The following is a 12,741-nucleotide window of genomic DNA, read 5'->3' on the forward strand; positions in this document are numbered from 1 at the left end:
AAGAATTACAACCGGCGGTCCCAGCTGAGGCGGCCTTCGTCCATCAGGGCGTGGCCGTCGGCGCCGGCGGCGACGCTGGGGTCGTGGGTCGCGATGATCACCGCCGCGCCGCGGTCCGCCTCGGCCCGGAGGAGGTCGAGGACGCGCTCCCGGTTGGTGCTGTCGAGCTCACTGGTCGACTCGTCGGCGAGGATCACCTTGCCGCGTTGAGCCAGCCCGCGGGCGACCGCGATGCGTTGCTGCTCACCGCCGGACAGCTCCTCGACCAGGTGATCGCCGCTCTCCTCGAGCCCGACATCGACCAGCGCTTTCTGGATGATCTCGTCGATCGACTCCAGCGCCTCGGCCCGGTCCTGGTCGCCGGCCGGCAACCGGCGCTCGGCCAACAACGGCATCGACAAGTTCTCCCGCGCGGTCAGCACCCGGGCCAACCCGTTGCCCTGCGGAATCAGTACGACGCCATGCCCCGCCGCGCCCGGCCTGTCGACGATCTCCAGCCCGTCGATCTCCACTCGACCCGACTTCGCCGGCACCGCCCCAGCGATTGCCCAGAGCAACGAACTCTTGCCGGCGCCGGACGGCCCACTGACCGCGAGCACGTACCCAGCGGGCACCTGCAACGTCACATCGTCCACCGCGACGAGATCGTCGTACGCGACCGTGAGGTTGGTGACCGTGATCATGTCTCGTCCTCCTGCTCGACCAAGGTCAGCCGGACCTCGCCGTCCTCGGTGGTGACTCGCAACAACGTGCCGGGCGGCAGCAGTTCCGCGACATGCGGGGGCAGCGGCAACGACCCGTCGGTCGCGACCACCGCGAACTCCTCACCCGACCGGCCCTCCGACGCGATCCGCCCGTCCTTGATGGTGATCGTCCGGGGCAGCATCGCGGCCACCTCGGGATCGTGGGTGATCAGCAGCACGGTCATCCCGGTCGCCTTGTTGACTGTCGAGATCGCTGCCAGTACTTCGTCGCGGGCGCGGTGGTCGAGCTGGCTGGTTGGCTCGTCGGCCAGCAGCAGCCCGGGGTAGGTGGCGATCCCGACGGCGACGGCGCAGAGCTGGATCTGGCCGGGTGTCAGCCGTTCGAGCGGTACCCGCGCTTGGTTGCTCAGGCCAACGAGTTCGAGCACCTCATGCGGAGACGGCAGGGTGCGGCCGCGGACAGCGGCCCGCTGCGCGTACCGGACGTTGTCCTCAGGATTGAGATAGGGGATGAGGTTGCGCCCGGCACCCTGCAGCACGATGCCGACGTCACCGGCCCGCATCCTGTCGAGCTCGACCTCGGTCATCGTGGCGATGTGGTGCTCGCCGATCTGCAGCCGTCCGGCGCTCGGCGTCAGCAACCCGCCGCAAAGCTGAAGCAGGGTTGACTTCCCGGCACCGGACGGGCCGAGCAGGCCGACCAGTTCACCCGGCCGCACGCTGATCCCGATCCCGGACAGCGCCGCGACGTCGTGGCCCTGGCTGCGGTAGATGTGCACCAGGCCAGTGGTGTTGATCGCGAGGCCGCTCATGATAGTTCCTCCCGGATCCGGCTGTAGCCGGCTCTTCGGTTGACGCCGGAGGCGAGCAGCAGCGTGGCGGTGGCCAGCAGCGCCGTAGTGATCAGCATGAGAGCGAGGGCTATCGGCCAGTTGATGTCCAGCTCGAGCGGAATCGGTGACGGGAGGGCGGCCGGCGCGAAGAGCGGGATCATCGGCAACGCGATGGACGCGCCGAGAATGCCGCACGCCGATCCGAGCAACGCCGCAAGCGTGACCGGGCCGGTCTGCTCCCACCGCGCCGCGCGTCCGGTCGTCGCCGCCGGTACGCCGGTGATGCGCAGGCTCGCGTAGTCCTGGGCCCGGGAACGCCACGACGTCACGATCATCAGCAGCAGCACGATGATCGCCAAGGCCCATCCGGCGATGCCGATCACCGGGGTGAGCTGCAGCGCCAGCGCACTCGCCGAGCGGCCGTAAGTGGCGGATCGCTCGGCCTGCCGATCGACGACGGTCGCGGCGATGCCGGCGGAGGCGAGGCCGGCGATGATCTGGTCTGCGCGGGCCAGCCCCTCGTCGTTCAGCCAGATCTCGGTGTCCGTGCTGAGGTCGGCCACCTTGCCGCCCAACCGGCGAATGGTTTCCAGGTCGACCACCGCGGTGTGCTCGGTGTGCCGGGGGACGGTACTGCGCAGCCGGTCGACCTTCTCGATCCGTACTCCGCGCCCGTCGATGCCGGGGATCGTCTGGACGTCGTTGACCACGACGTCCGGCGTCACCAGAACCGGCACCTCGGCCGGGATCCGCGCGGTCTGCAGCGTCAGTTCGCCGCCGATGCTCGTCACGTTCAGCACCAGGCCGTTCGGCGGTCCGTCCGCCGCGCTGATGCTGTCGAGAGCCTCGTCACCGCCGCTCTGCCGCGGGGCCTGCCAGTTCGCCGCCGGTCCGAGCGCGACGGTCGGCTGGGTGTTGGTGGCCAGCTTGTTGATCGTGATGTCGCCACGGAGCCCGGCCAGGTCGCCGAGCTCGCGCGCGACGCCCAGCCGGATCAGCTGGCACGGCTTCGCGCAGCCCAGCTCGGCGCTGAGCTCCACCGGTTTGCCCGGTACCAGCTTCAGCGGAGGGAACATGACCTCGTACCGGATGCCGACGCTCTGGCTGAAGACCGTTGCCCGCAGGACAACGGATTTCGGCGGGGGACCGGCGGGCGGGGGCTCACTGCCGTCGGCGATGGGCGGCGCGTACGGCTTGATCGCGCCAGGAGTCGCGGTGATGGTCAGCCGGTCACCGTCGATCGTGACCGGTGGCGGGTCGTTCGGAGCGGTGATCGCCTTGAGCCCTTCCGCGTCGGTGAGCCGGTCGCCGCGGAAGGCGATCCGCTGGAAGCTGTCCGGCTCGATCATCAGCGAGCGCAGCCCGCTGGTGTTCGCGGGATAGGAGAGCACCACCGGCGTCAGCCAGTTCCGGTCCTTGTCGACCTTGTCGACGGCGGCCTGGAGCTGCCCGAGGGAGTTGATCTCCATCGCCAGCACTCCGGCCGCGCCGACCTCGTACCCGGCCCGGACCTCACGGTTGCGCTCGGCAACGGTCGCGGCCTGGCCGGCGAACGACACCAGGGCGGCGGCCACCGCGACCACGGCGACGATCCGGGTCACCGCCGGGCGGCGAGCCACTTGGAGGGCGCCGAGGGCCAGGCCGAGCCGGCCGCGGCGCAACGCCTGCCGGCTGATCAGTCCGGCCGCGGGCAGCAGCAGATGGGCGAAGACCAGCCCGACCGCGAGAGCGAGCAGGCTGGGCGTCAGGACAGGGAGTGGCCCGCGGCCGCCACCGGTCAGCGCGCCGACCAGACCGGCCGAGGCGACCACGATCACGATGATGTCGACCAGACCGACCGTCCGGCCGCGGTGCCGCGGCACGATCCGCCGGAGCAGGGTGGAGATCGGCTGCCGGACGACGGAGCGAACCGACCACACCACCACGGCGATCCCGGCCAGCGCCGCGAACGCGACCGCGGCCGGCACGGTCCACGGCACCTCCACGGGAGCACCGCCGTTCAGCCAGGTGCTGCGAACCACCAACAGGATGCCGAAGCCGACCAGGGTTCCCAGCAACGTCCCGACAAGCACGGGCACACTCAGCTCGATCGCCAGCGCTCGCCCGGTACGCCGTACGCCGGCGCCGCGCAGCCGGGAGATCGCCAGCTCCGGCCGACGCTGGTCGACTACAGCGGCCAGTGCGAGGGCCAGGACGACGACACCGAACAGACCGACCTGCACCATCACGAGTGGGATGATCGTGACCGCTTGGCGGCGTTCGGCGTTGATGCCGTCGATGAGATCGACCAGTCCGGACTGGTTCCGGGCCTGCAACCCGAGGTCGGGGGCGCGGGCCTCGGACTCGGCGGTGACCTGGCGGAGCCGGCCCAGATCGTCGACGCGGGCCTTGCCCGGCAGCAGCAGGGAGTCCGCCGTCGAGTTGGCGCGCCAGCCGTCTTCCAGGGTTTCGCGATTGGTGAGCAGGAAGTCCGAGGTCGGACCCTGGGAGTCGTTGCCCGGCCGCGAGTGGCCGGTCGGCCCGTGGCCGAACCAGTACTTGTCCTCACTCCGTGCCTGGTAGATACCGACAACGCGCAGTTTCCCGGTGGCGGCGTACTTGGTGCCCAGCGCCTTGAGGGTGGTGCCGACCGTCGCGCCGAAGGTCTCGGCGTCGGTGGTCGAGGTGACCACCTCATTCGGGGCGGCCGGGCAGCGGCCGGCGGTCAGCGCGAGTTGCGCGCAGTACCCGTCCCGCCAGACCACCCGGCCGTCGATCCTCGGCCGCTTGGTTTCCAGGTTCCAGGTCACCGGGGCCGACATGCCGTACGAATGCGCGCTGAACAGCGGTCGTACGTCGGCGGGCATGATCGCGGTCAGGTCCTCGGGTGCCGGAGCCTTGATCGGTCCGCTGCCCTGGCTGACCGGAGCCGCGTCCAGCTGCCAACTGGCCCGCAGCCACTCGCCGGTCAACGTCTCGGTGGTGACGGTCTGCTCGACCGCGCGGGAGAACCAGGGCGCGAACGCCGCACACGTGCCGATCAGCACGCTCACCCCCGCCAGGACGAGCATCTGGGACCACCGGTACCGCAGCGCCTGTCGCAAAAACATCAGTTGGCCACCCCTAGCCTCAACCCCGGCAGGCAGCGGCCCGAGGTGCCGAGGCCCGGTCTGCCGGAAAACGTTAGCCCGGCTGAACTTACGGAGAGCCGGGGTCGTCGTCAGCCATTTACCGAGAAAGACACACAGTCGTTGCCTGGGCGTCGGTCCGGTCTCGGTGGCCGGTGGGGGGTTGGCGGGAATGATTGTTAGCGATAACATCCCGGGCAGCGCGGCCGTCCGCGCCGATGAGGTCGGGGTTCGCAACAGGAGGTAAGGCATGAGGTTCGCACGAATAGTGGCCGCGGGTGGGGCTTTCGCGATGGCCGCGGCGCTGGTCGCCTGTGGTTCGTCGGCGAAGACGACGGAGAGCAGCAGCGGCGGTGACACAGCGGGCGCTCTGGTGGGCGTCACGATGCCGACGAAGTCGTCGGAACGCTGGATCAGCGACGGCAACAACGTCAAGAAAGCTCTCGAGGACGCGGGCTACAAGGTCGACCTGCAGTACGCCGAGGACGACATCCCGACGCAGGCCAACCAGATCGAGAACCAGATCACCAAGGGCGCCAAGCTGCTGATCATCGCGGCCATCAACGGCACCGCGCTGACCAGCCAGTTGCAGCTGGCCAAGGACAGCAACATCCCGGTGATCTCCTACGACCGGCTGATCCGTAACAGCCCGAACGTGGACTACTACACCTCCTTCGACAACTTCAAGGTCGGCGTCCAGCAGGGCACCTCGCTGCTGACCGGCCTGAAGATCAAGAACGAGGACGGCTCGGAGGGCAGCGCGAAGGGCCCGTTCAACATCGAGCTGTTCGCCGGCTCGCCGGACGACAACAACGCCCCGTTCTTCTTCGACGGCGCGATGTCGGTGCTCAAGCCGTACATCGACAAGGGCACCCTGGTGGTCCGGAGCAAGCAGACCGACTTCAAGACGGTGGCGATCCTGCGCTGGAAGGCCGAGACCGCGCAGCGCCGGATGGAAGACCTGATCACCAAGTTCTACGGTGGCGCGAAGGTGAACGGCGTGCTATCGCCGTACGACGGTCTGTCGATCGGCATCCTGTCGGCGCTCAAGAGCGCGGGCTACGGCACCGCCGGCCAGCCCTATCCGGTGGTCACCGGCCAGGACGCCGAGGTGGCGTCGGTGAAGTCGATCAACGCCGGTGAGCAGTACTCGACGATCTTCAAGGACACCCGCGAACTGGCGAAGGTGACCGCGAAGATGGCCGACGAGGTGCTCAAGGGCAACAAGCCGGAGACCAACAACGACAAGGACTACGACAACGGCGTCAAGGTCGTCCCGGCGTACCTGCTGCAGCCGGTGATCGTGGTCAAGGGCAACTACGAGAAGCTGCTGGTCGAGTCGGGCTACTACCAGGCCGGGCAGCTGAAGTAATGACCGAGGACATCCTGCGGATGCGGGGGATCACCAAACGGTTCCCCGGTGTGGTCGCGCTGGACGACGTGAACCTGTCGGTCCGGCGCGGTGAGATCCACGCGATCTGCGGTGAGAACGGCGCCGGCAAGTCGACGCTGATGAAGGTGCTGTCCGGGGTCTACCCGGACGGCTCCTTCGAGGGCGGGATCGACTTCGAGGGTGAGTTGTGCCGGTTCTCCGGGATTCGCGACAGCGAGGACCGGGGCATCGTGATCATCCACCAGGAGCTCGCGTTGTGCCCGCAGCTGTCGATCGCGGAGAACCTCTTCCTCGGCAACGAGCGGGCCGAGCGTGGCTGGATCGACTGGAACCGGACGAACACCGAGGCGGCCGAACTGATGCGCCGGGTCGGCCTGAACGAGAACCCGACCACCCAGATCCTCGACCTCGGTGTCGGCAAGCAGCAGTTGGTCGAGATCGCCAAAGCCCTGTCGAAGAAGGTGAAACTGCTCATCCTCGACGAGCCCACGGCGGCGCTCAACGACGAGGACTCCGCCCACCTGCTGCAGTTGCTGCGGGGCCTGCGCGAGGACGGCATCACCTCGGTGATCATCTCGCACAAGCTGAACGAGATCGTCTCCATCGCCGAGACGGTGACGGTACTGCGCGACGGCCGGACCGTCGAGGTGCTGGACCTGCGCGACGGCGACGTGACCGAGGACCGGATCATCTCGGGCATGGTCGGGCGCGAGCTGTCCGACCGGTTCCCGGTCCGCGACGCGGTGATCGGCGACGAGGTACTGCGGATCGAGGACTGGACCGTGCACAGCCCGACCCAGCACGGGCGGGTGGTGGTGGACAAGGCCTCCATCCGGTTGCGGCGCGGCGAGATCGTCGGGCTGGCCGGGCTGATGGGTGCCGGCCGGACCGAGTTCGCGATGAGTGTGTTCGGCCGTTCGTACGGCAAGGACATCTCCGGCCGGATCTTCAAGAACGACCAGCTGATCCGGCTCCGCACGGTCCGGGAGGCGATCGCCCAGGGCATCGCCTACGCCACCGAGGACCGCAAGCGGTACGGGCTCAACCTGATCGAGGACATCAAGCGGAACGTGTCCGCGGCGGGGCTGAGCCGGTTCACCCAGGGCTTCGGCTGGATCGACGACGGCAAGGAGTTCAGCGCGGCCGAGGAGTTCCGGCGCAGCATGAACATCAAGGCGCCCAGCGTGCTGACCACCACCGGCAACCTGTCCGGTGGCAACCAGCAGAAGGTCGTCCTGTCCAAGTGGATCCTGACCGAACCCGACGTGCTGATCCTCGACGAACCGACCCGGGGCATCGACGTCGGCGCGAAGTACGAGATCTACACGATCGTCAACCAGCTCGCGGCGCAGGGCAAGGCGATCCTGGTGATCTCCTCGGAGCTGCCCGAGCTGCTCGGGTTGTGCGACCGGATCTATGCGATGTCCGCCGGCCGGATCACCGGTGAGGTGAGCCGCGAGGAAGCGAACGAGGAACGTCTGATGCAGTACATGACCGCCGGTGTCAGTGCCGGCCGCGAGGAGAACCGATGAGCACCGCCACCTCGGCCGAGGAGAAGGTCACCCCCGGGCCGGACGGAACCCGCCGGCCGCGGGTGCGGCTGTCGTTCAATCCGCGCGAGAGCGGGATCTACATCGCCTTCGCGCTGATCGTGGTGCTGTTCTGGATCCTGACCGACGGTGCGCTGCTGGAGCCGCAGAACATCTCCAACATCATCGTCCAGAACTCCTACATCCTGATCCTGGCGATCGGGATGATCCTGATCATCATCCTGGGCCACATCGACCTGTCGGCGGGGTCGGTGGTGGCCGTGACCGGGGCGTTGTGTGCCTTGCTCACCGTCGATCTGGGCGTTCCGTGGCCGCTCGCGGCGATCGCCACGATGGTCGCGGGCGCACTGATCGGTGCCTGGCAGGGCTACTGGGTCGCGTACTTCGGGATCCCGGCATTCATCGTCACGCTCGCGGGCATGCTGATCTTCCGCGCCATCACCATGACCACCCTGGGCAACCAGGGGATCGGCCCGTTCCCCGACGCGATCCGGACGCTGTCCAACGGCTTCACTCCGGGCTGGCTCGGCAACGTGGGCCTCGGTCCACTGGGTGGCGCGGACATCGTGACGCTGCTGGTCGGTCTCGGCCTGGTGGCGGCGCTGTTCCTGATGCAGTGGCGGGCCCGGGCCGGGCGGATCCGGTACGGACAGACCGTCGAGCCGATCGAGATCTTCGCCGCGAAGCTGGTGGTCGCCGCGCTGGTCCTGATGTTCGTCGTGGTCCAGCTGGCCCGGTTCAAGAACCTGCCGTGGGTGCTGATCCTGCTGACCGTGCTGGTCGTCGGCTACTCACTCGTCACCAGCAACACGATCTTCGGCCGGCATATCTACGCGATCGGCGGCAACCGGCAGGCGGCCGCGCTGTCCGGTGTGAAGGTGAACGCCGTGACGTTCTGGATCTTCGTGAACATGGGCGTGCTGGCCGCGATCGCCGGGATCATCTTCGCGGGCCGGCTCAACCAGGCCGGACCGACAGCCGGCCAGAACTTCGAGCTGGACGCGATCGCCGCGGCCTTCATCGGCGGCGCGGCGGTCCAGGGCGGGATCGGCAAGGTGGTCGGCGCGATCACCGGCGGCCTGATCATGGCTGTCATCAACAACGGAATGTCGCTGATGGGTGCGGCCAGTGACCGGGTGATGCTGGTCAAGGGCCTGGTGCTGCTGGCAGCCGTCGCCTACGACATCTGGACCAAGCGCCGCGCGGGAGTCTCACGCATCTGAGGGTCTTGGCCGGGCGGGGCACGGCAGCGGTAGGTTCGGGGTATGCGTGAATCCCAACTCGGCGAACTGACCGTTTCCTGCCTCGGCCTCGGCTGCATGGGGATGTCCCAGTCGTACGGCGTCCAGAGTGACGACGCGGAGTCGATCGCCACCGTGCACGCGGCGATCGACGCCGGCTGCACCTTCATCGACACCGCGGACGTGTACGGCGACGGCGCGAACGAGGAACTCGTCGGGCGCGCCCTGGCCGGCCGTCGCGACGAGGTGGTGCTGGCGACCAAGTTCGGTTTCCAGCGCCCGGCGACCAGCGGGGCCATGCCGAACGTGGTGAACGGCACCCCGGAGTACGCCGCGGCTGCTCTGGACGCCTCGCTGCGGCGGCTCGGCGTGGACCATGTCGACCTCTGGTACCTGCACCGGCGGGATCCGCAGGTGCCGATCGAGGAGACGGTCGGGGCGATGGCCCAGGCGGTTGCGGCAGGCAAGGTTCGGTACCTCGGCCTGTCGGAGGTGTCGGGCGAGACGGTCCGGGCGGCGCACGCGGTGCACCCGATCAGCGCAGTACAGAGTGAGTGGTCGTTGTGGACGCGGGACCCGGAGACCGGCGTACTGCCGACGCTGCGGGAGCTGGGAATCGGGTTCGTTCCGTTCAGCCCGTTGGGGCGTGGGTTCCTGACCGGGCAGATCACTTCGCCGGAGGACTTCCCTGCCGACGACATGCGGCGCGGGCTGCCGCGATTCACCGGCGAGAACTTCCAGCGCAACCTGGATCTGGTGGCGAAGGTCAAGGCGCTGGCAGCGGAGAAGGGTGTGCTGCCGAGTCAGCTCGCGCTCGCCTGGCTGCTTGCTCAGGGCAATGACATCGCACCGATCCCGGGGACGAAGCGGCGGTCGTACCTGGCCGAGAACCTCGGTGCGGTCGACGTGTCATTGTCGGTGGAGGAGCTGGCTGCGTTGGATGCCGCGTTCCCGCCGGATGCGGTGGCCGGGGATCGGTACGCGCCGGGTGGGATGAAGATGGTGGACCAGTGATCGGGGTCACCGGCGCGACCGGGCAGCTCGGCGGGCGGATTGCGCGGAGGTTGGCGGCTGGCGGCGTACCGCAGCGGCTGGTTGTGCGCGATCCGGCGCGGGCGCCCGAGTTGCCGGGAGCCGAGGTGGCGCAGGCGGCGTACGGGGAACATGCCGCGCTGCTGAACGCGCTCGACGGGGTGGACACCTTGCTGTTGCTCAGCGCAACGGAGTCGGCGGATCGGGTTTCCTTGCACAAGGCAACGGTCGACGCGGCGGTCGCGGCCGGCGTACGGCGGATCGTGTACACCTCGTTCGTGGGCGCCTCACCGTCGGCGACCTTCACCTTCGCGCGCGACCACTGGCACACCGAGGAGCACGTGCGCGGGACGGGCGTGGACTTCACCTTCCTGCGCGACAACCTCTACCTGGACTTCGTACCGGACTTCGTGGGGGAGGACGGCGTGATCCGCGGCCCGGCGGGTGACGGGCGGGTGGCGGCGGTCTCCCGAGACGACGTCGCCGACGTGGCCGCCGCCGTACTGGTGTCGGAGGGCAACTCCGGGATGACCTACGACCTCACCGGCCCGTCCGCCTTCACTCTGGCCGAGGGCGCGGCCCTGGTTAGCGAGGCCTGGGGCCGGCCCGTCCGCTATGAGCCGGAGACCCTTGACGAGGCATACCGCTCGCGCGAAGGCTACGGCGCCCCGCCCTGGGAGGTAGCCGGCTGGGTCACCTCGTACGCCGCAATCGCCAGCGGCGAACTAAGCGCCGTAAGCCCCGCAGTCGAAACCATCACCGGCCACCCACCACTCAGCCTCGCCGAGTACCTCGCCCAGACCTGAGCCTGCGGGGTGCCTGGACCTTGACCTGAGACAATGGGTGGGTGCCGCTCTATCGTGACGAGGCGATCGTGCTCCGGACCCAGAAACTGGGCGAAGCCGATCGGATCGCCACGCTCCTGACTCGGAGCCACGGCAAGATCCGGGCGGTCGCGAAGGGGGTCCGGCGGACCTCGTCGCGCTTCGGGGCCCGGCTCGAGCCGTTCAGTCACGTCGACCTGCAACTGGCGACCGGCCGGACGCTCGACGTGGTCACTCAGGCGGTGTCGATCTCGGCGTACGGCGAAGGCATTGTCAGCGACTACGCGCGGTACACCACCGGCACGGTCCTGCTCGAAACCGCCGACCGGCTGGTGGTCGAGGAGAAAGAGCCCGCGACCCAGCAGCACCTCTTGCTGGCCGGCGCCCTCCGCGTCCTGTCCGCCGGTGAGCGCACTCCGGGCTTGGTGCTCGACTCGTTCCTGCTCCGCTCCCTGGCGATCTCCGGCTACGCGCCGTCCTTCGAAGACTGCGCGAAATGCGGCGAACCGGGCCCGCACCGAGCCTTCAACCCCGCTGCCGGCGGCATGGTCTGCAGCACTTGCCGCCCACCCGCCTGCGCGATGCCGGCTCCCGTCACGGTCAACCTTCTCGCGGCCCTCCTGACCGGCGACTGGCCGACCGCCGAACGCACCGACCCCCGAACCCGCCGCGAGGCGTCCACCCTCGTCTCCGCCTTCACCACCTACCACCTCGACCGCCTCCGCTCCCTCCGCCACCTGGACCTGACCGCCGAGTCCCCCCAACTGAACCTGGGATGAACCAGATGCCTCCTCAGCGCGCAGTCGACCGCCTGGACACCCGCCAGCGACACCAGCTGAACAACCTGATCGCCTCCTGGATGCGCTGCTCGGATGAGTGAGGCCGAGAACTCGGGCGAGGCGGTGAGCGACGACCTGCGAAACGTCCTACGAGTAGCCCAGGACGGCGTCGCCGAAGCAACTGCTCCACGCCGACGCGCCACCAACCGCGCAACCGGCCGCCGCGCCACACCGCAAAACCCCACCCGCCAACGAGAAAAAGAACGCCGCCGCTAACAACCCGCATACGGAGGGTGTTGGAGGGGGTGAGTTATCCACAGAGGGCTGGTGGTTGCGGGCTGTCCGGTGGGCCGTCCGGAGAGTCTGTTTGGGAGGATTCGGGGTATGTCGCCTATGGGTCGTCGTCGTGGTCGGGTGGAGAGGTTGCGGCGGGCGGAGGCGGTGGCTCCGGATCCGCATCCTTCGGGGGCTCGGTCGCCGGTGATTCCGGCTGAGCTGGTGCCTCGGCACGTGGCGATCGTGATGGACGGGAACGGGCGGTGGGCCAAGGCGCGGAACCTGCCGCGGACCGAGGGGCACAAGGCCGGTGAGGCGTCGTTGCTGGACGTGATCAAGGGCGGGATCGAGATCGGGGTGCAGTACATCTCGGCGTACGCGTTCTCGACCGAGAACTGGGCCCGGTCGCCGGAGGAGGTCCGGTTCCTGATGGGGTTCAACCGGGACGTGATCCACCGGCGGCGCGACGAGCTGGACGCGATGGGGGTCCGGGTGGTCTGGTCGGGGCGGCGGCCGCGGTTGTGGAAGTCGGTCATCTCCGAGCTCGAGGACGCCCAGGAGCGGACCAAGGACAACAGCACCATCACGCTGCAGTTCTGCGTGAACTACGGCGGCCAGGCGGAGATCGCGGACGCGATGAAGTCGATCGCCGCGGAGGTGGTGGCCGGCCGGCTCAACCCGGACCGGATCACCGAGAAGACGATCGCCAAGCACCTCTACGCACCGGACATCCCCGAGGTCGACCTGTTCGTCCGGTCGTCGGGGGAGCAGCGCACCTCGAACTTCCTGGTCTGGCAGCTCGCGTACGCCGAGATGGTCTTCCTCGACACCCTCTGGCCCGACTTCGACCGCCGCGACCTGTGGCGCGCGATCGAGCTCTACGCCCAACGCGACCGCCGGTACGGCGGCGCCGTCCCCAACCAGGTCGAGCCCACCCAATAGCCCGTACTACGTCCGCGTGGCGGGCGCCGGAAAGCAGGGAACGGCGGTAGCCCCTGGGCC

11 protein-coding genes are annotated in these 12,741 nt (G+C 68.7%); 8 read left to right on the forward strand and 3 right to left on the reverse strand.

Features of this window, described 5'->3' with window-relative positions; all coding sequences use genetic code 11:
* Window positions 1-5: 5 nt before the first annotated feature.
* Genes AB0F51_RS20885 through AB0F51_RS20895 form a run of 3 tightly spaced genes read right to left on the reverse strand, consistent with a single transcriptional unit; the run spans window position 6 to window position 4,626 of the window.
* On the reverse strand, window positions 6-683 hold the full coding sequence (locus AB0F51_RS20885) for an ATP-binding cassette domain-containing protein (RefSeq protein WP_360282249.1): 678 nt from the start codon (window positions 681-683) through the stop codon (window positions 6-8).
* Entirely contained in the window at window positions 680-1,516 is an 837-nt protein-coding gene (locus AB0F51_RS20890) for an ATP-binding cassette domain-containing protein (protein ID WP_360282251.1), read from the reverse strand. The genes AB0F51_RS20885 and AB0F51_RS20890 overlap by 4 nt, the downstream gene beginning before the upstream one ends.
* Window positions 1,513-4,626 (reverse strand): FtsX-like permease family protein, encoded by a 3,114-nt coding sequence (locus tag AB0F51_RS20895; RefSeq protein WP_360282253.1) that lies wholly within the window; start codon window positions 4,624-4,626, stop codon window positions 1,513-1,515. Before AB0F51_RS20895 ends, AB0F51_RS20890 begins: the two co-directional genes overlap by 4 nt.
* 268 nt (window positions 4,627-4,894) lie before the next feature.
* Between AB0F51_RS20895 and chvE the strand changes: the two genes are divergently transcribed.
* The 8 genes from chvE to AB0F51_RS20935 all read left to right on the forward strand — a co-directional run bounded on the left by chvE (window position 4,895) and on the right by AB0F51_RS20935 (window position 12,681).
* Window positions 4,895-6,016 (forward strand): multiple monosaccharide ABC transporter substrate-binding protein, encoded by a 1,122-nt coding sequence (gene chvE, locus AB0F51_RS20900; RefSeq protein WP_360282255.1) that lies wholly within the window; start codon window positions 4,895-4,897, stop codon window positions 6,014-6,016.
* Window positions 6,016-7,569 carry a multiple monosaccharide ABC transporter ATP-binding protein gene (gene mmsA / locus AB0F51_RS20905; RefSeq protein ID WP_360282257.1) on the forward strand — a complete coding sequence of 518 codons (1,554 nt, stop codon included), beginning with the start codon at window positions 6,016-6,018 and terminating at the stop codon, window positions 7,567-7,569. The genes chvE and mmsA overlap by 1 nt, the downstream gene beginning before the upstream one ends.
* Window positions 7,566-8,810 carry a multiple monosaccharide ABC transporter permease gene (gene mmsB / locus AB0F51_RS20910; RefSeq protein WP_360282259.1) on the forward strand — a complete coding sequence of 415 codons (1,245 nt, stop codon included), beginning with the start codon at window positions 7,566-7,568 and terminating at the stop codon, window positions 8,808-8,810. Before mmsA ends, mmsB begins: the two co-directional genes overlap by 4 nt.
* A gap of 42 nt (window positions 8,811-8,852) precedes the next feature.
* On the forward strand, window positions 8,853-9,842 hold the full coding sequence (locus tag AB0F51_RS20915) for an aldo/keto reductase (RefSeq protein ID WP_360282261.1): 990 nt from the start codon (window positions 8,853-8,855) through the stop codon (window positions 9,840-9,842).
* Window positions 9,839-10,666 (forward strand): SDR family oxidoreductase, encoded by an 828-nt coding sequence (locus tag AB0F51_RS20920; protein ID WP_360282263.1) that lies wholly within the window; start codon window positions 9,839-9,841, stop codon window positions 10,664-10,666. The genes AB0F51_RS20915 and AB0F51_RS20920 overlap by 4 nt, the downstream gene beginning before the upstream one ends.
* A 41-nt stretch (window positions 10,667-10,707) precedes the next feature.
* Window positions 10,708-11,463, forward strand: coding sequence for a DNA repair protein RecO (recO, locus tag AB0F51_RS20925; protein ID WP_360282265.1), 756 nt, complete (start codon window positions 10,708-10,710; stop codon window positions 11,461-11,463).
* Window positions 11,464-11,556: 93 nt separating this feature from the next.
* Window positions 11,557-11,739, forward strand: a complete 183-nt coding sequence (locus AB0F51_RS20930) for a hypothetical protein (protein WP_360282267.1) — start codon at window positions 11,557-11,559, stop codon at window positions 11,737-11,739.
* Between the two features lie 117 nt (window positions 11,740-11,856).
* Window positions 11,857-12,681 (forward strand): isoprenyl transferase, encoded by an 825-nt coding sequence (locus AB0F51_RS20935; RefSeq protein ID WP_360282556.1) that lies wholly within the window; start codon window positions 11,857-11,859, stop codon window positions 12,679-12,681.
* Window positions 12,682-12,741: the final 60 nt, after the last annotated feature.

Origin of the sequence: Kribbella sp. NPDC023855 (genome assembly GCF_040639475.1) — a bacterium.
Taxonomy (GTDB): domain Bacteria; phylum Actinomycetota; class Actinomycetes; order Propionibacteriales; family Kribbellaceae; genus Kribbella.

Bases quoted from the DNA above. Each gene is read 5' to 3' on its own strand.
- AB0F51_RS20885 (WP_360282249.1), bottom strand. From the start codon at position 683: ATGATCACGGTCACCAACCTCACGGTCGCGTACGACGATCTCGTCGCG.
- AB0F51_RS20890 (WP_360282251.1), bottom strand. From the start codon at position 1,516: ATGAGCGGCCTCGCGATCAACACCACTGGCCTGGTGCACATCTACCGC.
- AB0F51_RS20895 (WP_360282253.1), bottom strand. From the start codon at position 4,626: ATGTTTTTGCGACAGGCGCTGCGGTACCGGTGGTCCCAGATGCTCGTC.
- chvE (WP_360282255.1), top strand. From the start codon at position 4,895: ATGAGGTTCGCACGAATAGTGGCCGCGGGTGGGGCTTTCGCGATGGCC.
- mmsA (WP_360282257.1), top strand. From the start codon at position 6,016: ATGACCGAGGACATCCTGCGGATGCGGGGGATCACCAAACGGTTCCCC.
- mmsB (WP_360282259.1), top strand. From the start codon at position 7,566: ATGAGCACCGCCACCTCGGCCGAGGAGAAGGTCACCCCCGGGCCGGAC.
- AB0F51_RS20915 (WP_360282261.1), top strand. From the start codon at position 8,853: ATGCGTGAATCCCAACTCGGCGAACTGACCGTTTCCTGCCTCGGCCTC.
- AB0F51_RS20930 (WP_360282267.1), top strand. From the start codon at position 11,557: ATGAGTGAGGCCGAGAACTCGGGCGAGGCGGTGAGCGACGACCTGCGA.
- AB0F51_RS20935 (WP_360282556.1), top strand. From the start codon at position 11,857: ATGGGTCGTCGTCGTGGTCGGGTGGAGAGGTTGCGGCGGGCGGAGGCG.